This is a genomic window from Streptomyces sp. NPDC057694 (genome assembly GCF_042799415.1).
In the GTDB taxonomy this organism is placed as follows: Bacteria; Actinomycetota; Actinomycetes; order Streptomycetales; family Streptomycetaceae; genus Streptomyces.
On sequence record NZ_JBHVIX010000012.1, the window covers coordinates 225,424 to 248,180 of the forward strand.

Below are 22,757 nucleotides of genomic sequence, written 5' to 3' on the forward strand. Positions count from 1 at the left end.
TTAGCTGCGGCTCACTTAAGGGGCGCCATGAAGGTCGTACTGCCAGGTGGCACGGGACAGGTGGGCGGCGTGCTGCGCCGTGCGCTGACAGCGGCGGGGCACGAGGTCGTCGTCCTGAGCAGGCGACCCACGCGCGCGGGCGAAGTGGAGTGGGACGGCCGCACGCCCGGCGCCTGGACGAAGGAGATCGACGGCAGCGATGTCGTCGTCAACCTGGCCGGGCGCAGCGTCAGTTGCCGCTACACGCCCGAGAACCTGCGGGCGATGATGGACTCCCGGGTCGACTCGGCCCGCGTCGTCGGCGAGGCCGTCGCGGGCGCGGCCCGGCCGCCCGCGCTGTGGCTCCAGATGAGCACGGCCACGATCTACGCCCACTCCTACGACGCCGCGCACGACGAGGCGTCCGGCGTCATCGGCGGCACCGAGCCCGGCGTCCCCGGCTACTGGGGGTACAGCGTCGACATCGCCCGGGCCTGGGAACGCGCGCAGCGGGAGGCCGACACCCCGGACACCCGCAAGGTCGCCCTGCGCGCGGCGATGGTGATGAGCCCGGACCGCGGCGGCGTCTTCGACGTCCTGTCGCGGCTCACGCGGCTCGGCCTCGGCGGGTCGGTCGCGGGCGGCCGTCAGTACATGTCCTGGATCCACGACCGGGACTTCGTCGGCGCGGTGGAGTTCCTGATCGCCCACGAGGAGCTGACGGGTCCGGTGAACCTGGCCGCTCCGCACCCGCTCCCCCAGCGCGACTTCATGCGCACCCTGCGCCGGGCCCACCGCGTCCCGGTCGGCCTGCCGGCCACCCGCCGGATGGCGGAGGCGGGCGCCTTCGCGCTGCGCTCGGACACGGAACTGCTCCTCAAAAGCCGCCGGGTGGTACCGGGGCGGCTCCTCGACGCCGGGTTCTCCTTCACCCATGAGCGGTGGGGAACGGCGGCGTGGGACCTGGTGGGGCGCAGGCGGGGCAGGTGAGGCCGGGCGGGCACGTCACCGCGCGTGACCGTCCGTGAACACCTTCGCCCCTGGTCAGCCCCGGCCCCACCTGGCAGGATCGCGGCCATGCCGCAGGCTCCCTTCCCGACGTTCCCGCTGACCCGCCGCCGCGCCCTCACCGGCTCCGCGGCGGCGCTCGTGGTGTTCGGGCTGCTGCTGTGGTGGCTGCTGCCGCTGGGCGAGAAGTCGCCGTCCGGCGAGGTCACGTTCAGCACCGGCACGAAGAACGGCGTGTACGTGCGCTACGGCAATCTCCTCGAAAAAGCGCTGGCCCACGATCTGCCCCGGCTCGACGTGCGGCTCGCCGAGAGCGAGGGCTCGTGGGACAACGTCACGCGGGTCGCCACCGGCAAGGCGGACTTCACCATCGCCGCCGCGGACGCCGTCGCCAAGTACCAGGAGGACGAGCGGCCCGGCGCGGACCGGCTGCGCGGCTGCGCCCGCCTCTACGACGACTACATGCAGCTCGTCGTGCCCCGCGGCTCCAGCATCGACAAGGTGGCCGATCTGCGCGGCAAGAGGGTCGCCGTCGGCGGACCGGCCTCCGGGGTACGGCTGATCGCCGAGAAGGTGCTGGCGGCGGCCGACATGGACATCGACAAGGACATCGTGCCGGTCAACCTCGGTATCAGCGGCATGGCCGACGCCCTGAAGTCCGGGACGATCGACGCGTTCTTCTGGTCGGGCGGTCTGCCCACCAACAACGTGAAGAACCTGTCCGAGCACTTCCCGATCCGCCTGGTCGAGATGGGCAGCCTGCTGGACCGTCTGCGCAAGATGAGCGACCCGTCCGCCCGCTACTACCGCGCCGCCGTGATGCCCGCCGACACCTACCCGGACGCCCAGCAGGGCAAGGCCGTCAGCACCCTGGCGGTGGCGAACCTCCTCGTCACGACGGACCGCACGGACCCGGAACTGACCGAGGCCGTGACCCGCACGGTCATCGACAGCCGCGACTCGATCGGCAACACCGTGCACGCCGCGCAGCTCGTGGACCTGCGCACGGCCGTCTACACGGACCCGCTCGCCCTGCACGAGGGCGCGCGCCGCTACTACCGCTCGGTGAAGCCCTGACGGACCGGTGCCGCCGAGGGACCGGGCTCACCGCCCGGCGGGGTCCTCGGCACGCACAGCGTCACCTTCAGACCGTGCGGTTCGTGCGGGGCGTAGGTGATGGAGCCGCCGCCCGCGGTGAGCAGGGCGCGGGAGATGGACAGGCCGAGACCCGAGCCCTTGATGTTCTGGTGCTGTCCGCTGCGCCAGAACCGGTCGCCGATCCTGGCCAGCTCCTCCTCGCGCAGCCCCGGACCGCCGTCGGCGACCTCGACGGCCGTGCTCCGGCCGTTCGCCGTGACGGCGACCCGGACCTGCTCGCCGCGCGGGGTGAACTTCAGCGCGTTGTCGACCACCGCGTCCAGGGCGCTGGACAGGGCGACCGGATCGGCCCAGCCGGTCACGGCCGGGCAGTCCGCGACGAGCCGCACCCCCTTGTCCTGCGCGGTCAGCCGCCACGCCTCGACCCGCTCGGCGGCGAGTTCACCGATGTCGGTCAGCTGGAGGTCGGCGGGCGCGTGCTCGGCGAGCGCCAGGTCCAGCAGGTCGTCGAGGACCCGGGCCAGGCGCTTGCCCTCGGCCTGTACGGACGCGATCTCCTCGTTGCCCTCCGGCAGTTCGTAGGACAGCACCTCGATACGCAGCATCAGAGCGGCGAGCGGATTGCGCAGCTGGTGCGAGGCGTCGGCGACAAAGGCGCGCTGCTGCTCCAGCACGTCCTCGACGTTGTCCGCCATCTCGTTGAACGACCGGGCCAGACGCCTGAGTTCCGGTGGACCGCCGGCGGCCGCGACCCGCGACTTCAGCCGTCCCGTGGCGATGTCGTGCGTGGTCGCGTCGAGCACGCGGACAGGCCGCAGGACCCAGCCCGTCAGGCGCAGCGCGGCTCCCACGGCGAGCAGCATGGCGGCCACCTCGCCCAGCGCGATGACCGCCCAGCCGCGCACCGTCTTGGCCCGCATCATGCCCGTCGGCGAGTCCGTGACGACGACGGCGACGACATCGCCGTCCCGGATGACCGGCGACGCGACGACGATGCGCCCGTCGCGCTGCCACGGCCAGACCTGCGGCGGATCGTGGCTTCCGCGCGAGTACAGCGCTTCGTCGAAGGCGGCCCGCATCTGACCGCGGGGCGGCACCTGGAACGCGGCGGGCGCCCGCCCCATGGGGGGCACGTCGGGCTCGCGGTAGAAGACCCCGGCCCTTATGCCGTAGACGTCGTAGTACCGCGCGAGTTCCTTCTGCAGGGTCTGCCGCCGCTCGTCCGTCTCGGCCTCGCCGCTGCCCTCGGAGCGCGTGGTGACGAACTGGGCGAGGGAGGCGAACCGGGCGGTGTCGTCGATCCGGTCGACGACGACCTTCTGCTGCTGCGCGGACGCCAGACTCACCGCGAGCGGGAAGCCGAGTGCGAGCAGCACGCCCGCCATGAGGACGATGAGCAGCGGAAGCAGCCGTGCGCGCACCGGGAATCCTGTCCGCTACGCGGCCGGCGCGACGAGCCGGTACCCGACGCCGCGCACGGTCTCGATGAGGGCCGGCATGCGCAGCTTGGAGCGCAGGGACGCCACATGCACCTCCAGCGTCCGCCCGGTCCCCTCCCAACTGGTCTGCCACACCTCGGAGATGATCTGCTCCCTGCGGAAGACGACACCCGGCCGCTGCGCGAGCAGCGCCAGCAGGTCGAACTCCTTGCGGGTGAGCTGTACGGCGGTACCGTCCACCGTCACCTGCCGCGTGGGCAGATCGATGGCGACGGCGCCGAACCGCACCTCGTGGCCGACGGACACGGCGGCCTCCTCCGGCACGCTGCGCCGGCTGACGGCGTGGATGCGCGCGAGCAGCTCCCCGGTGTCGTAGGGCTTCACCACGTAGTCGTCCGCGCCGAGGTTGAGACCGTGGATGCGGGACCGTACGTCCGCGCGCGCGGTCACCATGATCACGGGCGTCGAGGTCCGCTTGCGGATCTTGCCGCACACCTCGTACCCGTCCTGGTCCGGCAGGCCCAGGTCGAGCAGGACGACGCCGAAGGCATCGGCCTCCGGGACGAGCGCCTGCAGCGCCTCCTCGCCGTTGCGGGCGTGGCGCACCTCGAAGCCGTGCCGGGACAGGACCGCCGACAGGGCCGCGGCCACATGATCGTCGTCCTCGACGAGCAGCAGTCTCATTCCGGCCCCCCTTTGTTCGTCGTCCGTCCGTCGGCGCGACTCCGTCGCGCGCGCTCAAGGCATCCACGCCGATAGATAAGGACGGCGTCAAGGGGGTTCTGGTTACGCGCGTGTTCCGTTATGCACCCGGTACGCGGGCCCGCGTCCTCTTCACGCCCGGTGCCCGGTTGCGGCCCGATCGTTATGCTCAATTTCCCCTCAGATGTAATGACGCTGGTCGTACGGGGTTACTACTGTCCTCCCAACCGAGGAGGATGGAGCAAGACCCCGATGACCGAAGTTTCGGTGACCAAGGACGCCACTCCCCCCGCGGGCGACGCGCTGGTCGCGCTGAGCCAAGTGAACAAGCACTTCGGCTCGCTGCATGTGCTCCAGGACATCGACCTGACCATCGCGCGAGGCGAGGTCGTGGTCGTCATCGGACCGTCGGGTTCCGGTAAGTCCACACTGTGCCGCACGATCAACCGCCTGGAGACCATCGACTCCGGCGCCATCACGATCGACGGCAAGCCGCTGCCCCAGGAGGGCAAGGAGCTGGCCCGGCTGCGCGCGGACGTGGGAATGGTCTTCCAGTCCTTCAACCTCTTCGCGCACAAGACGGTGCTGGAGAACGTGACGCTGGGGCAGACCAAGGTCCGCAAGGTGTCCAAGGCCCAGGCCGAGGAGAAGGCCCGCACGCTTCTCGACCGGGTCGGCGTCGGTGCGCAGGCCGACAAGTACCCGGCGCAGCTCTCCGGCGGCCAGCAGCAGCGCGTCGCCATCGCACGGGCGCTGGCGATGGACCCGAAGGTGATGCTCTTCGACGAGCCGACGTCCGCGCTCGACCCGGAGATGATCAACGAAGTCCTCGAAGTGATGCAGCAGCTCGCCCGCGACGGCATGACCATGGTCGTGGTCACGCACGAGATGGGCTTCGCGCGCTCGGCGGCGAACCGCGTCGTCTTCATGGCGGACGGCCGCATCGTCGAGGAAGCCGTCCCCGACCAGTTCTTCAGCAATCCGCGCAGTGATCGGGCCAAGGACTTCCTGTCGAAGATCCTGCACCACTGACACGCGCCGCACACGCGCCCTCACGTGAGGACCCGCGCGCGCGTGTCGAGATTTCCGACTGCCGATTCTGCCGACACGAAGGATGTTCACCATGAAGCTCCGCAAGTCCGCCGCGATCGCCGCCACGGTCGCCGCCCTCGCCCTGACCGCCACCGCCTGTGGCGGCGAGTCCGGCAACGCCGGTGACAAGCCGGCCGGTTCCACCGGCGGCAAGAACCAGCCGAAGCTGCCCACCTACAAGGTCGCCTCGAACGTCAGCATCGACTCGGCGACCCTGAAGAAGGCCCAGAAGGCGGGCAAGCTCGTCATCGGCGCCAAGAACGACCAGCCGTACCTCGGCTTCGAGGACACCGACGGCAAGCGGTCCGGCTTCGACATCGAGATCGCCAAGATGGTCGCCGCCGACCTCGGCTTCAAGCCGTCGCAGGTCGAGTTCAAGACGGTCGACTCGAACGTCCGTGAGACCACCATCTCCAAGGGCGAGGTCGACCTCTACGTAGGCACGTACACGATCAACGACGAGCGCAAGAAGCAGGTCGGCTTCGCCGGTCCGTACTTCAAGGCGGGCGCCGACCTCCTGGTCCGCAAGGCGGACGAGGACAAGATCACCGGCACCGACTCGATCAAGGGCAAGACGGTCTGCTCCATCAAGGGCTCGACCCCGCTGCAGGAGATCAAGAAGCCCAAGTACGGGGCGAGGACCATCGAGCTGTCCAAGTACTCCGAGTGCGTGCAGCAGCTGCTGAACAACGAGGTCGACGCCGTCACCACCGACGACGCCATCCTCAAGGGCTACGCGGCCCAGCGTCCGACCAAGCTGCACGTCGTCGGCAAGCCCTTCACCGAGGAGCCGTACGGCGTCGGCATGAACAAGGACGACAAGGCGCTGCGCGACGCGGTGAACAACGCCATCGAGGCGCACGAGAAGAACGGCGACTACAAGAAGGCGTACGACGCGACGCTCGGCCTGTCCAACGCCGCGTACTCCGAGCCGCCGGCCCTCGAGCGCTACTGATCACCCTCCTCAGTCCCTGAGGGGCAGGTCCGGGCCGCGGGCACACCCGAGCGGTGTGCCCGCGGCGCGGCCCCAGTCGCCCGTCCGCCGCCGCCCACGAGGACATCCCCGTGAACGTATTGCTCGACTATCTCCCGGAGTTCCGCGAGGGGTTCATAGGCACCGTCCTGCTGACCCTGGCCAGCGGGGTTCTGGCGATGGTGCTCGGCGTTCTCATCGCCGGGTTCCGTGTCTCCCCCGTCCCTCCGCTGCGCCTGTTCGGTACCGCGTGGGTCACGCTGTTCCGCAACACTCCGCTGACGCTGCTCTTCCTCATCGTCTGGTTCGTCATCCCGCCGCTGTTCGGGCTGAGCATGAGCCCGTGGGCCAAGGCGCTGCTCGCGCTGGGCTGCTACACCTCGGCGTTCGTCTGTGAGGCCGTGCGCTCCGGCTTCAACACGGTGCCGCTGGGCCAGGCCGAGGCCGCCCGGTCGCTCGGCATGACCTTCTCGCAGACCCTGCGCATGATCATCCTGCCGCAGGCCACCCGGACCGTACTGCCGCCGCTCAGCTCGATCTTCATCGCGCTGACCAAGAACTCCGCCATCGCGGGCGCGTTCAGCGTCGCCGAACTCTTCGGCGTACAGAAGCTGCTGAGCGACAAGGGCTACGCGGCCGGCCTGATCTTCCTCTGGGTGGCTCTCGGCTACCTGATCATCACCTTCGCCATCAGCGGTCTGTTCCGGCTGCTCGAGCGCCGCATGGGGGTCGCACGATGACTTCGAGCGTCCTGTACGACGCACCCGGCCCCAAGGCCCAGGTGCGCAACCGGATCTACACGATCGTCGGTTCCCTCGCGGTGCTCGGCCTGATCGGGTTCACCCTCTACCGGATGAACGTGACGGGCCAGCTGAAGCCCGAGGTCTGGAACATCTTCAACAACGCGGGTGTGCGCGCCAACATCCGCGACGGTGTGCTCACCACCCTGAAGGTGTTCGCCGTCGCCGGGGTGCTCTCCCTGGTGCTCGGCCTGCTCCTCGCGGTCGCCCGGCTCTCCGAGCACAAGGCGGTCAGCTGGGTCGCCACCGGCTTCATCGAGCTGTTCCGCGCCATCCCGTTGCTGATCACCATCTACGCCTTGTGGGTGCTTTTCCTCACCTACAAGGAGAACCTCGGGACCGTCGGCGACAACGCGGCCTTCTGGGCCCTCGTCATCGGCCTGACCGTCTACAACGGCTGCGTCCAGGCCGAGGTCCTCCGGGCCGGCATCAACGCCGTACCGCGCGGTCAGGTGGAAGCGGCGTACGCACTGGGTCTGCGCAAGACCCAGGTGATGACGATGCTGCTGCTCCCGCAGGCCGTCCGCGCGATGCTGCCGACGATGATCAGCCAGCTCGTGGTGACCCTGAAGGACACCTCGCTCGGCTACATCATCACGTACAGCGAGCTGCTGTTCGCGGCCCGCACCCTGGCCAACAACATCATCGTCAACGGCGAGAACCCGATCACCGCGGTGGTCATCGTCGTCGCCGTGATCTACATCGCGATGTGTCTGGCCCTGTCCGCTCTCGCCAACTGGATCGAGCGACGCGGCCGCCGCACCCCCAAGGGCATCGCCGTGGCACCGGCCGCCGAACCCATCGTGGAGATGGCGGAGATCGAGCAGAGTCTGGGCCAGGCCAAGGGCGGCGGAACGAACACAGGCTCCTGACGAAGCATCATCGACCGTTCCGGTATGACGGAGGCAGTGGCGTGGTCGCCACTGCCTCCGTCACTTGACGCAAGCACCGGCAATGGGTTGCATACGCTCTGTGAACGCGCACCCCGCTCCAACTGCCCCTTCCTGTATGTTCAGTACTTCGCCCGCGCCCCGCTGCGCGGCGCCGCACGGGGCAGGAGGGGCCGCGCCGTGGATCCGGTGATCGTCGTCGGCGCGGGCCCGGTGGGTCTCGCGCTGTCCCTGGCTCTCGCCCGCCACGGCGTACCGTCCGTGGTCCTCGACGAGGGCCCCGGCAAGGACGAGCCGCGCCCCGCGCGCACGGTCGTACTGCGCGAGGACACCGCCGCGCTCGCCGAACGTCTGTCCGGTGCCTCCTTCGACGCGCTCGGCTCCCGCTGGACCGGCTGGCGCTCACTGCGCCGCAAGCAGGAGATGCGCGTACTCACTTTCGGTGAGCCGGAGGACGCACTGCCCGCCCCGCTGCACATCGCCCAGCACGACCTGACCGGCGCCCTGCGCGCCGCCGTCGCCAAGCAACGGCTCATCAAGGTCTCCGCCGACAGCCGCCTCGACTCGGTCGAGGAGGACAGGAACGGGCTGACGGCGCACACCCGCGGCCCCAAGGCCACCTGGTGGCGCGGCAGTTATCTGGTCGGCTGCGACGGCCCCCGCTCGACCGTGCGCAAGCTCCTCGACATCCGCTTCCCGGGCCGCACGGCCGTCGAACGGCACGCGGTCGCCGCGCTGCGCACGGAACTTCCGTGGCCCGGCCAGGCGTTGCTCCATCGCAACCCTCCGTGGCGGACGTCGGGCCCGTCCGGCGCGGAGATCGTCGGCCGCCCGCTGGCCGACGGCGTCTGGCGTCTGGACTGGCTGCTGCCCCCGCGCAGCGACCTGGTCACCCCGGACGTGCTGGTGACCCGCATCCGGGAGACCCTCGCGGGCTGGTGCGGCGGCTCCACTCCCCCGTACGAACTGCTCGACACGGGCGTGCACACCGTGCACCATCGCCTCGCCCGGCGCTGGCGCGTGGGCCGCGCCTTCCTCGCCGGGGACTCCGCGCACCTGCTCGGCGCACTCGGCACCCAGGGCCTGGACGAGGGCCTGCGCGACGCCGACAACCTCGCCTGGAAACTGGCCCTGGCCTGGCACGACGGCCGTCGCCCCGCTCCCGACGCCCTCCTCGACAGCTACCAGACGGAGCGCCGCGCCGCCGTCGCGGGCCGACTGCGCGCCGCCGACCAGGCGCTGCCGATACTGCGCGGTGGCGGCGGACTGCGTTCGTACGTTCCCGGATCCGCCCGCGGCCACGACGCGCTGCTCACGGACGGTCACCTGGGGTACGGCCCGCTGGGCGCGCCCGGGGCGTACGCCGACTCCCCGCTCACGCCGCCACGCACCGAGTCACAGGTGGACGTGGGGACGGCGCCCGGAGCCCCGGCGGCCGACGTGCGCGTGACGGCGCCGGACGGATCGTTCGTCGACCTGCGCGAACGGTTCGGTCTCGGGCCGCTGCTCGTGGTCCTGGTGGCGCCCGGTACGGGCGTGTGGGACCGCAAGCACTGGATGTCGGCGGGTCTCATGCCCCGGCTCGCGGCCGCCGTCTCCGCGCTCCCCCACGAGGCCGAACTGCTGGTCGCGGAGAGCTATCCGGACGCCCCCGCCCACACGGTGCTGCTGATCCGGCCCGACGGGCATCTCGTCACCGCGCTGAGCGGTGTGCGCCCGGCGGAGCTGTACGAGGCGGCGCGAACGGCGCTCGGGGGCCCGGAGCCGGCCGTGGAGGAGCCCGCGGCGGCCGCGTCGGAGGTGAGCGGCGCGTCGTGAGCTTCGCGCGCCCGGTGAACAAGAGTTGACCGGCCCCTACCGCCATGGTGTACTCCGGAACGTGACGACGATCGACACCAATGTGCGCCTGTGGCGGAGGGTCCATATGGACCTCGTCCGCTATGCGGGCTGCGTGTGTCGTCCGTCCTGCTGAATTCGCCTTCTTTCTTCTCGCGCCCCACCGCTTCCCGGACACCCTCCGGGCCGGTGGCGCGCGGCCTTCGCGAACCCCAGGACGGTATCCGTGTCTGTACCCACGTCTGCGCCCACTTCTGCGTCCGCCGCCTCCGCCGTACCTTCGGCCGCGGCACCCACCCAGGCCGACCTCTTCGACTTCGTCCGCCGCACCGCCGAGGACCACGACCTCATCGCCTCCCTGCCGCTCGATCCCGAAGGCCGTACGTGGGTGCGCCTCGAGGGTCCCGGCGGCAGCGAGGCCTGGCTGATCGGCTGGCCGCCCGGCACCGGCACCGGCTGGCACGACCACGCCGATTCGGTCGGCGCCTTCCTGGCCGCGTCCGGCGCGCTGACGGAGAACTCGCTCGCCGCCCGCCTGCCCACCGACGGCTGGAAGACCCTGGAACTCTCCGAAGGGATCGACAGGGAACGGCGGTTGCGGACGGGACAGGGCCGCGCCTTTGGCCGCCACCACGTCCACGAGGTCCTGAACGAGTCCCGCACCGAGCACGCCGTCTCGGTGCACGCCTACTACCCCCCGCTCCCGCAGATCCGGCGCTACAGCCGCACCGGACCGCTGCTGCGCCTGGAGTCGGTGGAGCGCCCGGAGGACTGGCAGTGAGCGCCGCGGACCGCCCGGTGGGCATCGACGAACTGCTGGAGCGGGTACGGTCCGGCCTCGACCGGGTCGAGGCGCTGGAGGCGTACGCGGCCGCGACGGCGGGCGAGGCACTGCTCGTCGACATCCGGTACGCGGCCCTGCGCGAGCGCGACGGGCTGATTCCCGGGGCCCTCGTGGTCGAGCGCAACGAACTGGAGTGGCGCCTCGACCCGCAGGGCAGCCACCGCGCCCCCGAGGCGACCGGCCACGACCTGCGGGTCGTGGTGGTCTGCAACGAGGGTTACGCGTCGAGCCTGGCCGCCGTCTCCTTGCGGCAGTTGGGGCTGCACCGGGCGACGGACCTGGTGGGCGGGTTCCAGGCGTGGCGGGCGGCGGGGCTTCCGGTGGCCGCGCTCTGACACCGGTCGCCCCTGTGCCGTGGCGACGGCAAGGGGGTCACTCCTTGCCCGTCGCCACGGTGACGGGCCGGACCCGCAGGGCCGCCCGGCCCGGCAGCGCCGTCGCGGTGAGCGCGAGCAGTCCGGCGGCCGCGACCACGGTGACGTAGGCCAGGGGCAGGACGGCCGGGGCCGCCGTGCCGGTCATGCCGAGACTGAAGGCGCTGAGCACGGCGGCCGCGATCCCGCTGCCGAGGCCCACTCCCATGAGGACGACGGTCAGCGCCTCGATCCGCAGCATGCGCAGCACCTGGCGCCGCGTGGCACCGGCGAGCCGGAGCAGGGCGAACTCGCGGATCCGTTCGGACACCGACATCGCGAGGGTGTTGACGACGGCGATGGCGGTGAAGGCGAGGACCAGTGCCATCGCGATGATGTTGACCTCGGCGTCGGCCTGCTGCCGCTCGGCCCGGAGCCCGTCGGCGTCGCCCGGCGAGAGAACGCGGACGCCCGGGAACTCTCGCAGGCCGGCCGCGAGTTGTTCCTGTGAACGGGCGGTGGAGACGAGTACGGAGGAGGCGAGCGGATTGTCGACGTGGCGCGAGAGCAGATCGTGGGCGACGGTCAGATCGCCGAAGCCGAGACCTCGCGCGTAGACGGCGGCGACGGTCAGGGTGACGGGCGTACCGTCCCCGAGCGTCAGCTTCAGGGCGCTGCCGGGCTTCAAGTGCTGCTGATCGGCGGCCAGTTCACTGACGGCGACCGACCGCGCCCCGAAGTCCCTCAGCGATCCCGCGGTGACGTCCGGGTCCCAGGTCCGGGTGAGGCCGGCCGGGGTGAGGCCCTGCACCGGGTACTTGTCGAGGCCGACCCGGACGGTGGAGCGGACGACCTCGGTGGCGGTGGTCCCCCGCTCCCGGCGCAGCTCGCGTACGGCCGCTTCCGGGACGCCGGGTCCCTGTGCGGTGAGCACCCAGTCGGCGCGGACGCCCGCCCGCGCCTGGGCCCGGGCGGCGTCACCCAGGGTGGGCTGGACGAACAAGACGGTGCAGGTCATGCCGACGAGGAGGGTGAGCGGGGTGACGACGGCGGCCATGCGCGCCGCGTGCCCCTTGAGGTTGGCCGTGGCGAGCCGGGCGGCGGGACCGACCTTGCGCAGCGGCTGTCCCAGGACGGCGGTGGTGGCCCGGACCAGGAGCGGACCGAGCAGGGAGACGGCCACCGCGAGCACGACGACGGACAGGAACGTCACGGGGGTCGAGGCCGCCTCGGTGCGCAGCCCGGCCAGGACGACGACGAGGACGGTGCCGCCGGCCAGGGCGACAAGACCGGCGACGGTCCGGAGCACGGCGGGCCGCACCGGCGCGGCGCTCGCCTCGGAGAGGGCGGCGGCGGGCCTGATCCGGCCGATGCGCCGGGCGGCGACGCGGGTGGCGGCCCAGGCGCCGAAGAGGGTGGCGGCGAGTCCGGCGGCGACCGGGAAGAAGCTGACGGTGCGCTCGAGGGTGGGCGGTACGGACCCGAGGTCGACGAAGCGCCCGTACAGCCATCCGCCGAGCGGCAGCCCGGCGAGGGAGCCGACGGTCCCGGCGGCGGCGCCGACGACCAGCGCCTCGCACCCGAGCAGCCTGCGGATCTGCCGTGGGGTGGCGGCGATGGCGCGCAGCAGGGCCAGCTCACGATGGCGCTGCTGCACGGACAGGGCGAAGGTGCCGACGACCACGAGCACGGCGACGAGCAGGGACGTGCCGCCCATGGCCCCGCCCATGCTGACGAGCTTCACGCGCGCGGCGGAGGCGTCCAGGAACTCGACCGGTCCGCGCTCGTCCCCGGTGGTGACCTGTGCCGTCGTCCCGTGGAGCGCTTCGGTGACGGCCTGCTTCAACTCGCCCACGTCCCGGCCCTGTTCGGGCACGACGCCGATCGTCGTCACCCGGCCGGGGTGCGCGGCGAGCCGCTCCGCCTCCGCGGTGGAGAAGAACAGCGAGGTCTGGCGGGTGACCGTGGCGCCCGCGCCGGGTTCGGCGATCCCCGTCACCCGGTAGGTAAGCGGATCCTGAGTGGATTGCACCGCGAGCCGGTCGCCGACCGTGAGGTGGGCGCGGTCGGCGAGATCGCGGTCCACCACGACGTCCCCGCCGGACCTGGGCGCGGTGCCCACGGCCAGCTTGTAGGGGGTCAGGGCGGCGGAGTCCCAGGCGTGGCCGTAGGCGGGCCGGTCCGGATCGGCGGCGCCGGTCGTCAACGGCTCGGCGAGGAAGGTGAGTTCGGGCACGGCCCGCCGCACACCGGGCACCGCGCGCACCTTCTGCACGACGTCCCGCGACAGCCAGGCCCGCTCCGCGATGGGCTTGGCCTTGTGCTTGACCTTCGTCTTGCCCTTCTTGTGTTTGACGATGGTGCGGTGCACGGTCTGATCGGCGGAGACCAGCACCGGAGCGGCCCCGTAGCGCTCGGTGCGCACGGTGCCGCGCAGTCCCGTCTCCAGCAGAGTGCCGCAGGCGGTGACGAGGGCCGCGGCGCACATCAGCGCGAGAAAGGCCCCCAGGAACCCGCCCTTCCGGTCTCGCACGGTCTGCAGTGCGTAGCGCAGCATCATGGCGTCCCCCGGTGAACCGTGTGCGGCTTCAAAGTCATGCGCCCACGATGGCCCGCACAGAGACTCCGCACACTGCGGTACCCAGGCGTCTTGGGGTGGGGTAAACCCCACCGGCACCTCAGCGCCGGGTCACCAACCGCCCACGCGGCCACGCAAGTCAGCCGCCCCGAGCCGCTGCTCGGTCCACCGCTACTCCGCGAACCCCAGGTCCTCGGTCTCCTCCCCCTCTTCCTCCAACGCCTGCCGGACCACCCGAAGCGCCATGCCCTCGGGGTAGCCCTTGCGCGCGAGCATCCCCGCGAGCCGGCGCAGCCGCTTGTCACGGTCGAGGCCGCGGGTGGAGCGGAGCTTGCGGGCGACGAGGTCGCGCGCCGTCTCCTCCTCCTGCTCGGAGTCGAGCTGCCCCACCGCTTCGTCGATCACCGTGGAGTCCACTCCCTTGGTGCGCAGCTCACGTGCGAGCGCCCGGCGCGCCAGGCCCCGCCCGTGGTGCCGGGACTCGACCCAGGCGTCGGCGAAGGCGCTGTCATTGATCAGCCCGACCTCCTCGAACCGGGACAGCACCTCCTCGGCCACCTCGTCCGGGATCTCCCGCTTGCGCAGTGCGTCGGCGAGCTGCTTGCGCGTGCGCGGGGTCCCGGTGAGCAGACGCAGGCAGATGTTCCGCGCCCGCTCCGCCGGGTCCCCCGACGGCTTCTCCCGCTCGGCCCTCGACGAGTCGGAGGGGCCGTCGTCCTGTGCGCCGCCGGGCGGATCCCCGAATCCGCCTCTGCGCCGACGCCCGCGCGGTCCGGCCCCGCCGCGCGAACGTCCACCACGGCGCGGCCCGTCCGCCGCGCCGTCCCCCGCTTCGATGTCGTGACCGGCCGCCCCGTCCACGGCATCGTCGTACGCCCCTGCGCCCGCACGGCCCTGAGCGGCGGTGGGGCGGGCGTCGTACTCGGCCCAGTCGGTTCGTCGTGTCACGGACTAGCTCTTGGCCGCCGCGGCCTTGGACTTGGCGGCCTTGGGAGCGGGGACGGTCTTCGCGTCCTCGACGGGGGCGGCCGTCGCGTCCTCGCCCGCCTCGGCGGCCGGCTCCTCCACCTTCTTGACGCCGACGCCCAGCTTTTCCTTGATCTTCCGCTCGATCTCGTTGGCCAGGTCGGGGTTGTCCTTGAGGAAGTTGCGCGCGTTCTCCTTGCCCTGGCCGAGCTGGTCGCCCTCGTACGTGTACCAGGCGCCGGCCTTGCGGACGAAGCCGTGCTCCACGCCCATGTCGATCAGGCCGCCCTCGCGGGAGATGCCCTGGCCGTAGAGGATGTCGAACTCGGCCTGCTTGAAGGGCGGCGCGACCTTGTTCTTGACGACCTTGACGCGGGTGCGGTTGCCCACCGCGTCCGTGCCGTCCTTCAAGGTCTCGATGCGGCGGATGTCCATGCGCACCGAGGCGTAGAACTTCAGCGCGCGGCCACCGGTCGTGGTCTCCGGCGAGCCGAACATCACGCCGATCTTCTCGCGGAGCTGGTTGATGAAGATCGCGGTGGTCTTGGACTGGTTGAGCGCGCTGGTGATCTTCCGGAGCGCCTGGCTCATCAGGCGGGCCTGCAGACCCACGTGCGAGTCGCCCATCTCGCCCTCGATCTCCGCGCGCGGGACGAGCGCGGCGACGGAGTCGATGACGATGAGGTCGAGCGCGCCGGAGCGGACCAGCATGTCGACGATCTCCAGAGCCTGCTCGCCGTTGTCCGGCTGGGACAGGAGCAGGTTGTCGATGTCGACGCCGAGCTTCTTGGCGTACTCGGGGTCGAGGGCGTGCTCGGCGTCCACGAAGGCCACCGCGCCGCCCGCCTTCTGGGCGTTGGCGACGGCGTGCAGGGTCAGGGTCGTCTTACCGGACGACTCCGGGCCGTACACCTCCACCACACGGCCGCGCGGGATACCGCCGACGCCGAGCGCGACGTCGAGCGCGGTCGAGCCGGTGGAGATCACCTCGATGGGCTCGTTCGGCCGCTCGCCCATGCGCATGACCGCGCCCTTGCCGAATTGCCGTTCAATCTGTGCGAGCGCGGCGTCGAGCGCCTTCTCGCGGTCGGTTCCTGCCATGGGTTCCACCCGGTTTGCTTGAGTCGATCGCTTCACGTCAAAGACGCTAACGCCTGCCACTGACAATCGGCCTCGACGCCCGTCCGCCTGTGGATAACTCGAGGCTCTTCGCCCGGTCACTCTCCCTGAATCCCTTGGGATTACTGGCAAGAAGAGTCCCTGGACCCTCCATAAGAAAGGATGTTCGATTTTGGTGTCAAGCGCACCACGCGGCACGTGAGCAAGTCTCCGCCCCATCTCCGGCCCACCTCCCCGGGTACTCCCCGCGGCGTACGCGGGGTGCCTCCGGCCGGACGACGCCTGCCCGGGCCCGCGCGACGAGCCTTGTCCGCATGGACCTCTCCCACCCCTGCCCCGTGGAGCGCCGGTACACCCCGGCCGAGCGGCTCTGTCACACGACCGGTGCCGTCCTGGTCGTGTCGGGGCTCGCCCATCTCGTCGTGTTCGCGCTCGACGGCGGCCCGTGGAGCGGACCCGTCTCCTGGCGCAAGCCCGTCACTTTCGGGCTCTCCTTCGGCCTGACGCTGATGGCCCTCACCTGGGTGACGTCGTACCTCCGCGTCGGCGCCCGGCTGCGGAACGTCCTGCTCGTGGTCTTCGCCGCGGACTGTGTCCTGGAGGTCGGCGGCATCACCCTCCAGGCATGGCGCAAGGTCCCGTCGCACCTCGACATGGAGACCGCCTTCGACACCGCCGTCTCCCTGTCGCTCGCCGTGGGCGGCGGCGTCCTGGTGGTGCTCCTGACGGTCTTCGCCGTCGCCTCCTTCCGCACCCGACCGGGCGGGTGCACGGGCATGCCGCTCGCAGTGCGCGCCGGTTTCGCCGTCCTTCTGGTGGCGCTCGCCTCCGGCGCGGCCATGATCGCGCGTGGTGTGGTGCTGACCAGGAGCGGACACCAGGAGGCGGCGTACCACTCGACGGCCGCGCTCAAGCCGCTGCACGGGGTCAGCCTGCACGCCGTGCTCGTCCTGCCGGCCCTGGCCTGGCTGATGTCGCGTACGTCCTGGCAGGACCGCACCAAGGAGCGCGTCATGTACGGCGCGGTCGCCGCCTACACGGTGGCGGTTCTCACGGCCGGCGCCTGGGCCGCCCTCACGTACTGACCGGCCCAGCCCCCGGACGCACCCTCACAGGCTTCGGGCTACGGGGCCTCGGACTGCCGGGCCTCGGACTCCGCCGCGGACTCGGCCCCCGGCTCGTTCGGCCCCCTCAGGGCACTCCGCGCGCGCGAGAGGAGCGACGCGCCGCCGCGCCTGCGCTGCCCCCGCCCACGCGGGTCGTCCGTCACGTCGTACCGCTTCACGTACGCCCCCAGGAACGCCTGCAGCGTGGCGACGGCGGGGATCGCGATGAGCGCTCCCACGGCGCCGAGCAGCGCGGTGCCCGCGATGACCGACCCGAAGGCAACCGCGGGGTGGATGTCCACCGTCTTCGCGGTCAGCTTCGGCTGCAGCATGTAGTTCTCGAACTGCTGGTAGATCACGACGAAGACGAGCACCCACAGCGCGTACCAGGGGTCCACCGTGAAGGCGATCAGCATCGGCAGCGCGCCCGCCAGGTAGGTGCCGATCGTCGGGATGAACTGCGAGACGAGTCCGACCCACACGGCGAGCACGGGCGCGTACGGCACTCCGAGCGCCTGCAGCAGGATGTAGTGCGCGATCCCGGAGATGAGCGCCATCAGACCGCGCGAGTACAGATAACCGCCGGTCTTGTCGACGGCGATCTCCCACGCGCGCACCACCTCGGCCTGCTTGGCGGGCGGCAGCACCGAGCACAGTGCGCGTCGCAGGCGCGGGCCGTCGGCGGCGAAGTAGAACGAGAACAGGGTGACCGTCAGCAGCTGGAAGAGCGCGCCGAGCACCTGCCCGGACACGTCCAGGACGCCGGTCGCGCTGTTCTGGACGTACTTCTGCAGCCAGTCCGAGTGCAGCAGGCTGTCCTGCACCTCGACCCGGCTCAGGTCCGTGTGGAACGTCGAGTTGACCCAGCTGATGAGCTGGTCGAGATACTTCGGGAAGTCCTCGACCATGTCCACGACCTGGCCGGCCAGCATCGAGCTGAGCAGGAAGACGAAACCGGCGGTCGCGATCATCACGCCGAGGAAGACGAGGCCGGTGGCCATCCCACGGCGCAGACCGCGCGCCGCCATCCAGCTCACCGCGGGCTCGATGGCCAGCGCGAGGAAGAACGCGATCAGTACGTTGATCAGCAGGCCGGTGACCTGGTGGAAGGCCCAGCTGCCCAGCTGAAAACAGGCGATGAGCGCCAGGGCGAGCACCATGGCGCGCGGCAGCCAGCGCGGCATGCCCGCGCGCGTGGCAGCCTCCGGACCCGAGGGCGGCTCGGGCGGCGGTGTGCCGGGCGGTGCGGCGTCGGTCTTCACCTGGAGGTTCTCGTCTGTCGCTGCCACGCTGCCCAGTCTCGCCCACCTCACGGGCAATCAGTGCCACGCGCAGGGAATCCGGCCCGCTCAGCGCCTCACAGCGCCGCTCAGCGGTCCTCTTGAGGCACGTTCATCGTGGTGCACACCACACGCCAGACGTCCTTCGCCTCCCAGCCGTCGTCCAGCGCCTCATGGACCGTGTGCCCGCCGAGCCCCGCCATCACGTGGTCGCGCGCGAAGGTGTCGGCGTACCCGGACCCGAAGTGATCCGCCATCCGCTGCCAGAAGACCGTCAACCGCATGACTCCAGTATCCAGCCCCTGGGAGTGCAGCCGTGCCGGGGAGTCTTGTTGAGAACGCTTTCCGTCCTACGGTCGGTGCATGGCCGAAACCGGAGCTTCCCCACTCCCCTCATCGCCGTCGCCGCATGCCCCGCTCGCCCGTGCCGAACACTTCATCTGGCTGACCGCGCGCGTTCTGGAGCAGCGCCGGTTCGCCTACCACTTCCTGGCGGGCCCGGCCGCCGCGGCCGACGCGGTGGAGACCGCTCTGGCCGCCTACCGCAACGAGGACGACGGATACGGGCACGCCCTCGAACCGGACTTGCGCGGACCCGTGAGCCAGCCTCTGCACACCGGTCACGCGCTGCGCGTGCTGGACTCCATCGGGCGCTGCTCGGGACAGCGAGTGGAACGCGTGTGCCGCTACCTCACGACGGTCTCCACCCCGGAAGGCGCCCTTCCGGCAGTGCATCCCAGCCAACGCGGCTACCCCTGTGCCCCGTTCGTGCCCATCGTCGACGACCCGCCGAGCGACCTGCTGGCCACCGGTCCCGTGGTCGGTCTGCTGCACCGCAACGAGGTCTGGCACGCGTGGCTGTTCCGCGCCACCGACTTCTGCTGGTCGGCCGTCGAGTCGCTGAAGGTCTCGCACCCGTACGAGATCCACGCGGCGATCGCCTTCCTCGACGGCGTGCCGGACCGCTCACGCGCGCGTGCGGCCGCCGACCGGCTCGGCCGTCTCGTACGTGAACAGCGCCTCGCGGTCCTCGATCCGGAGCGCGTGGACGACTACCCGGTGTCTCCTGGTTACGCGCCGGGCGAGCACCACTACCCGTACGACTACGCGAAGGTGCCCGAGTCGCTGGCGCGCTCCTGGTTCACCGAGGAGGAGATGGCCCGGGCGCTCGACCATCTGCTGAGCGAGCAGCAGGAGGACGGCGGCTGGCCGGTCAACTGGCGGCAGTGGGCACCGGGAACCGCTCTGGAGGCGCGCCCCGTGGTGACGATCGAGGCCCTTCGCACCCTGCGTGCTTACGGGCGCCCCTTGTAGCGGCCCGTTCCGCCTTTCCTGGCGGCCGCGGTCAGCGTTCGGTGTCGCGCAGCAGCAGAGCGGCGATCACGAGGGCGGTGCCGCGCGGCGACGCGAGGTCGATCCCGGTCTGCTCGGCGATCTTCGCCAGCCGGTTGTCGACGGTGTTGGGGTGCAGCCCGAGCGCGTCGGCGGTGGCCCGGCGGTCCTGCCGATGGGCCAGGTGTGTGCGCAGCGTCTCCAGAAGTTCCGGCCGCTCGGCCACCGGGTCCAGGAGCGCGGCGATGCGCGGGCTGCTCTCGTCGGGCCGCGACAGGTGGAATTCGAGCAGGACGTCGTCGAGGCGGTGCAGCCCCGGCGGCAGGCCGCACACGCGCGTGATGCGCAGAATCTCGGTCGCGGTGCGTGCCGCGCCGGTGATCTGCTCGGGCCCCTCCGCGCGCACCGCGGCCACCCGGATCAGCAGACCGCTGGCACTGCCGAGGCGCCGGGGCAGGTCCTCGGGCGGGGCGCCGCCCCCGGGGACGATGACGCGGCCCCCGTCACCGTCGAGGAGCGCCAGCACGTCCACGCCGAAGGCCTGGTCCAGGACGGTCTGCACCCGCCGCAGTCGGCGCCGCACCGCCACGGGGCCCTCCACGGGCGGCGCGTCCACGCCGAGCGCCAGGACGAGGGCGGGCCCTTCGAGCCGGAGCTGATCGAGGAGCACATGCCCGGACGGCACCATCCCGTCGAGCAGACCGCGGACCAACGACCGCCGTTGTGCGCGCTGTTCGGCCTCCAGGGCGGAGCGTTCGTCCAGATAGGTCTCGGCGACCGCGCCGACGACACCGGTGTGGCTCTGCAACAGGACGTCGACCAGCTCGACGAGGGCCGCCTCCTCCCCCGGCCGCGCCACGTCACGCAGCGCCTGCCAGAGCGCGTAGACGCCGAGGGTGTGGGTGCCCAGCAGCAGATGCAGCGGCATACCCTCCTCGGCGCGCTGAGCGGCCCTCTCGCGGAACACCCGGTGACCCGCGGACCTTGCCGACCTCCCCGGCTCGTCGAGGTCCTGCTCGTTCACCCGCTTCAGGAACAGTCGCACGCCGTGCCGCGCGGTCGCCGCGATCTCCAGGTCCTTCACGTCGTCGGGCAACTGCGCGTAGCCGGGCAGTTCCTCGAAGGACTCGCGGGCCATACGGCGAGCCAGTTCGTTGACGCGCGGTTCGCAGCGCGCGGCGAGGGAGCGGGCCTCCTGTGACAGCGGCACGGGTCCTCCCTGGGGGCACTGCGGGCCTGGCGTTGTGACGCGTCACAGTATCCGGCCGGATCCGCCCCTGTAAGCGCCGATGGTTCCCTCAGCCGGTGAGCGCCCGCACTCCGGCCGTGACCACCACGGCGGCCGCGACGATCACCAGGAAGGGCGCGCGCAGCATCAGGGCCACAGCGGCGGCGGCAAGTCCCGCGGCCTTGGCGTCGAGGACGAGCGCGCGGCCGTCCGCGAACGTCTGCTGGGCGGTGAGCGCGGCCAGCAGCGCGACCGGCAGCAGCGCAGCCAGCCGTTTCACCACAGGCCGTTCCAGTGCCCCCGCGGGCACGAGCAGACCGATGAGCTTGACCGCGTAGCACCCCACCGCGGTGACTCCGATGGCGATCCAGATGTTCAACGGTTCTCTCCTTGCGGCGTGTTCGGCGCGTCGCCCCGGCGACGCCCCTCTACGTAGAGCACGGCCGGCGCGGCGAGCGCGGCCACCAGAACGGGCACACCGGCGGGCAGCACGGGCAGCAGCCCGAGCATCAGGAGAACGGCGAGGCCCGCCACGGCACGCTCCGTGGTGGTCCTCAGCATCGGGGCCAGCAGCGCGAGGAACACGGCGGGCCCGGCCGCGTCGATCCCCCAGGCGTCGGTGTCGCCGATGGCCTCGGCTCCGAGGGCGCCGACCAGCGTGGTCAGGTTCCACAGCACGTACAGGGTCAGCCCGGTGACGGTGAACCCCAGGCGCACGCTGCGCCGGTCGGGCTGGGCGAGCGAGACGGCCGAGGTCTCGTCGATGACCCAGTGCGCGGCGAACGGCCGCACCGCGCGCGGGAGCGCGAGCAGCTGCGACAGCCGCAGTCCGTAGAACGCGTTGCGCACTCCGAGGAAGAAGGCGCCCGCGGCGGCCGTGAACGGGTTGCCGCCGGCCGCGAGCGCGCCGACGAGCGCGAACTGCGAGGCCCCGGTGAAGACGAGAAGGCTGAGCGCACAGCTCTGCAGCACGCTGAGACCGCTGCCCGCCGAGGTCACCCCGAAGGCGAATCCCGACAGTCCGACGGCGATCCCGACGCCGAGCGCGTCCCGGACGACGGCGGCGGTCGGCTTCCCGGCCGCTCCGGTGTGCCCGGTGTGCCCGGTGTGCTCGGTGTGAGCCGTGTCCAGGGCCGGGGCTACGGCCGTGTCGGGCGCCCTTCCTGCTGTGCGTGTGTCCGCGGGTGTCGTCTGTTCTGCCACGCCTCGGACGGTACGAGCAGATGTCCTTCCGGGTCTTGTACGTTCTTGCGCTCCCGCTGGTACGCCCCGGGCGGCACGCCGACGATCCGGGTGAAGTGCCGGTTCAGGTGCGGCTGGTCGGTGAAGCCGACGGCGACCGCGGCCTCGGCCGGGGCCGTGCCCGCTTCCAGGAGGCGGCGGGCGGCCCGCACCCGCGCGCTGGTGAGCCAGGTGTGCGGCGGCATCCCGTAGGTGTCGCGGAAGGCCCGCAGCAGCGCGAAGGGGCTGGTGCCGAGTTCGGCGGCGAGAGCCTCCAGGGACGGCGGATCGGCCATGCGCTCATCCAGGACCTCACGCGCGCGTGCCGCGGCCCTGACCCCCGCGGTGCTGCGGGGGCGCTGCGCGAGCGCCGTGCCGTGATCACGCAGCAGCCGGGCGAGCACGACGCGCAGGAGACTGTCGGCGGCCAGCGCGTTGCCCTGCTCCGCGGCGCGGTGCACCTCGCTGATCATCCGTGCGGCCTGCGGGTCGGTGACGATGGGCTCGCCGAAACCCGGGGTGCCGCGCACCGTGCTGATGTCGGCCGCGATCTCGGCGACGACCTGCGCCGAGGGGTAGAGCGTGGAGTACGACCAGCCGTCGGGGCCGCCCGCCTGCGCGGTGTGCGCCACCTCCGGATTGATCATCACGACGCTGCCGGGTCCGGCGAGCAGGGTGCCGCCGGGCACACCGACCTCCTCGACACCACCCGTGACGGCGCCGAAGACATAGCCCTCGTGGCTGTGCCGCGGAAAGGTGTGGCGCAGGTAGCGGGCGCGCAGCAGGTCGAGCCCCGGCAGGTGTTCGTACCGCCAGTGCCGTGCCCATTCACCCTTGCCCGCCATGCCCCCATTGTGCGCCACGCCCGGCGCGCCGAACCACCCGTTTGCGCTGGTCACGGCGGTTGTCAGTG

23 protein-coding genes are annotated in these 22,757 nt (G+C 71.5%); 12 read left to right on the forward strand and 11 right to left on the reverse strand.

Features of this window, described 5'->3' with window-relative positions; all coding sequences use genetic code 11:
* The first annotated feature begins 27 nt into the window (after positions 1-27).
* Positions 28-969: a TIGR01777 family oxidoreductase gene (locus tag ACFVDP_RS25415; RefSeq protein ID WP_383493802.1), complete on the forward strand. Its 942-nt coding sequence runs from the start codon at positions 28-30 to the stop codon at positions 967-969.
* Between the two features lie 87 nt (positions 970-1,056).
* Positions 1,057-2,064, forward strand: coding sequence for a TAXI family TRAP transporter solute-binding subunit (locus tag ACFVDP_RS25420; protein WP_383493805.1), 1,008 nt, complete (start codon positions 1,057-1,059; stop codon positions 2,062-2,064).
* Here ACFVDP_RS25420 and ACFVDP_RS25425 read toward each other — a convergent pair.
* Both ACFVDP_RS25425 and ACFVDP_RS25430 read right to left on the reverse strand, forming a co-directional pair.
* A complete protein-coding gene (locus ACFVDP_RS25425; protein ID WP_383493807.1) occupies positions 2,043-3,506 on the reverse strand; it encodes a sensor histidine kinase in 1,464 nt (487 codons plus the stop codon). The genes ACFVDP_RS25420 and ACFVDP_RS25425 overlap by 22 nt on opposite strands.
* A gap of 15 nt (positions 3,507-3,521) precedes the next feature.
* Positions 3,522-4,208: a response regulator transcription factor gene (locus ACFVDP_RS25430; protein ID WP_383493811.1), complete on the reverse strand. Its 687-nt coding sequence runs from the start codon at positions 4,206-4,208 to the stop codon at positions 3,522-3,524.
* Positions 4,209-4,478: 270 nt separating this feature from the next.
* On the opposite strand from ACFVDP_RS25430, the gene ACFVDP_RS25435 reads away from it, so the two are divergent.
* The 8 genes from ACFVDP_RS25435 (at position 4,479) to ACFVDP_RS25470 (ending at position 10,996) form a co-directional block, all read left to right on the forward strand.
* Positions 4,479-5,258 carry an amino acid ABC transporter ATP-binding protein gene (locus tag ACFVDP_RS25435; RefSeq protein WP_383493814.1) on the forward strand — a complete coding sequence of 260 codons (780 nt, stop codon included), beginning with the start codon at positions 4,479-4,481 and terminating at the stop codon, positions 5,256-5,258.
* A gap of 91 nt (positions 5,259-5,349) precedes the next feature.
* The gene (locus tag ACFVDP_RS25440; RefSeq protein WP_383493816.1) at positions 5,350-6,273 is read left to right on the forward strand and encodes a glutamate ABC transporter substrate-binding protein; all 924 of its coding nucleotides are present in this window, start codon (positions 5,350-5,352) and stop codon (positions 6,271-6,273) included.
* Positions 6,274-6,383: 110 nt separating this feature from the next.
* Entirely contained in the window at positions 6,384-7,031 is a 648-nt protein-coding gene (locus tag ACFVDP_RS25445) for an amino acid ABC transporter permease (protein WP_383493818.1), read from the forward strand.
* Complete coding sequence (locus tag ACFVDP_RS25450; RefSeq protein WP_383493821.1) at positions 7,028-7,963, forward strand: amino acid ABC transporter permease; 936 nt, start codon at positions 7,028-7,030, stop codon at positions 7,961-7,963. The genes ACFVDP_RS25445 and ACFVDP_RS25450 overlap by 4 nt, the downstream gene beginning before the upstream one ends.
* A gap of 198 nt (positions 7,964-8,161) precedes the next feature.
* Positions 8,162-9,799: an FAD-dependent monooxygenase gene (locus ACFVDP_RS25455; protein ID WP_383493824.1), complete on the forward strand. Its 1,638-nt coding sequence runs from the start codon at positions 8,162-8,164 to the stop codon at positions 9,797-9,799.
* A gap of 82 nt (positions 9,800-9,881) precedes the next feature.
* A complete protein-coding gene (locus ACFVDP_RS25460) occupies positions 9,882-9,953 on the forward strand; it encodes a putative leader peptide (RefSeq protein WP_309544753.1) in 72 nt (23 codons plus the stop codon).
* Positions 9,954-10,043: 90 nt separating this feature from the next.
* Positions 10,044-10,598: a cysteine dioxygenase gene (locus tag ACFVDP_RS25465; RefSeq protein ID WP_383493827.1), complete on the forward strand. Its 555-nt coding sequence runs from the start codon at positions 10,044-10,046 to the stop codon at positions 10,596-10,598.
* Positions 10,595-10,996 (forward strand): rhodanese-like domain-containing protein, encoded by a 402-nt coding sequence (locus tag ACFVDP_RS25470; RefSeq protein ID WP_383493830.1) that lies wholly within the window; start codon positions 10,595-10,597, stop codon positions 10,994-10,996. Before ACFVDP_RS25465 ends, ACFVDP_RS25470 begins: the two co-directional genes overlap by 4 nt.
* 37 nt (positions 10,997-11,033) lie before the next feature.
* On the opposite strand, the gene ACFVDP_RS25475 is transcribed toward ACFVDP_RS25470, so the two are convergent.
* The 3 genes from ACFVDP_RS25475 to recA form a co-directional block, all read right to left on the reverse strand.
* Positions 11,034-13,574 carry an FtsX-like permease family protein gene (locus tag ACFVDP_RS25475; protein WP_383493833.1) on the reverse strand — a complete coding sequence of 847 codons (2,541 nt, stop codon included), beginning with the start codon at positions 13,572-13,574 and terminating at the stop codon, positions 11,034-11,036.
* Between the two features lie 189 nt (positions 13,575-13,763).
* Positions 13,764-14,540, reverse strand: coding sequence for a recombination regulator RecX (gene recX, locus ACFVDP_RS25480; protein WP_383493836.1), 777 nt, complete (start codon positions 14,538-14,540; stop codon positions 13,764-13,766).
* A 3-nt stretch (positions 14,541-14,543) separates the two neighbouring features.
* Complete coding sequence (recA, locus tag ACFVDP_RS25485) at positions 14,544-15,659, reverse strand: recombinase RecA (protein WP_383493839.1); 1,116 nt, start codon at positions 15,657-15,659, stop codon at positions 14,544-14,546.
* A 332-nt stretch (positions 15,660-15,991) separates the two neighbouring features.
* Between recA and ACFVDP_RS25490 the strand changes: the two genes are divergently transcribed.
* Complete coding sequence (locus tag ACFVDP_RS25490; protein WP_383493842.1) at positions 15,992-16,762, forward strand: hypothetical protein; 771 nt, start codon at positions 15,992-15,994, stop codon at positions 16,760-16,762.
* Positions 16,763-16,800: 38 nt separating this feature from the next.
* Here ACFVDP_RS25490 and ACFVDP_RS25495 read toward each other — a convergent pair whose 3' ends face one another.
* The gene (locus ACFVDP_RS25495; RefSeq protein ID WP_383493846.1) at positions 16,801-18,072 is read right to left on the reverse strand and encodes an AI-2E family transporter; all 1,272 of its coding nucleotides are present in this window, start codon (positions 18,070-18,072) and stop codon (positions 16,801-16,803) included.
* A gap of 80 nt (positions 18,073-18,152) precedes the next feature.
* Positions 18,153-18,347 (reverse strand): DUF3046 domain-containing protein, encoded by a 195-nt coding sequence (locus tag ACFVDP_RS25500; protein ID WP_383493849.1) that lies wholly within the window; start codon positions 18,345-18,347, stop codon positions 18,153-18,155.
* A gap of 79 nt (positions 18,348-18,426) precedes the next feature.
* Here ACFVDP_RS25500 and ACFVDP_RS25505 point away from each other — a divergent pair, with 79 nt between their 5' ends.
* Entirely contained in the window at positions 18,427-19,377 is a 951-nt protein-coding gene (locus ACFVDP_RS25505) for a hypothetical protein (RefSeq protein ID WP_383493853.1), read from the forward strand.
* A 31-nt stretch (positions 19,378-19,408) separates the two neighbouring features.
* On the opposite strand, the gene ACFVDP_RS25510 is transcribed toward ACFVDP_RS25505, so the two are convergent.
* From ACFVDP_RS25510 to ACFVDP_RS25525, 4 genes are all read right to left on the reverse strand, one after another.
* On the reverse strand, positions 19,409-20,605 hold the full coding sequence (locus tag ACFVDP_RS25510; RefSeq protein ID WP_383493856.1) for a PucR family transcriptional regulator: 1,197 nt from the start codon (positions 20,603-20,605) through the stop codon (positions 19,409-19,411).
* Between the two features lie 88 nt (positions 20,606-20,693).
* Positions 20,694-21,002 carry an AzlD domain-containing protein gene (locus ACFVDP_RS25515; RefSeq protein ID WP_383493859.1) on the reverse strand — a complete coding sequence of 103 codons (309 nt, stop codon included), beginning with the start codon at positions 21,000-21,002 and terminating at the stop codon, positions 20,694-20,696.
* Complete coding sequence (locus ACFVDP_RS25520) at positions 20,999-21,754, reverse strand: AzlC family ABC transporter permease (RefSeq protein WP_383493939.1); 756 nt, start codon at positions 21,752-21,754, stop codon at positions 20,999-21,001. Before ACFVDP_RS25520 ends, ACFVDP_RS25515 begins: the two co-directional genes overlap by 4 nt.
* An 8-nt stretch (positions 21,755-21,762) precedes the next feature.
* A complete protein-coding gene (locus tag ACFVDP_RS25525) occupies positions 21,763-22,689 on the reverse strand; it encodes an AraC family transcriptional regulator (RefSeq protein ID WP_383493861.1) in 927 nt (308 codons plus the stop codon).
* Positions 22,690-22,757: the final 68 nt, after the last annotated feature.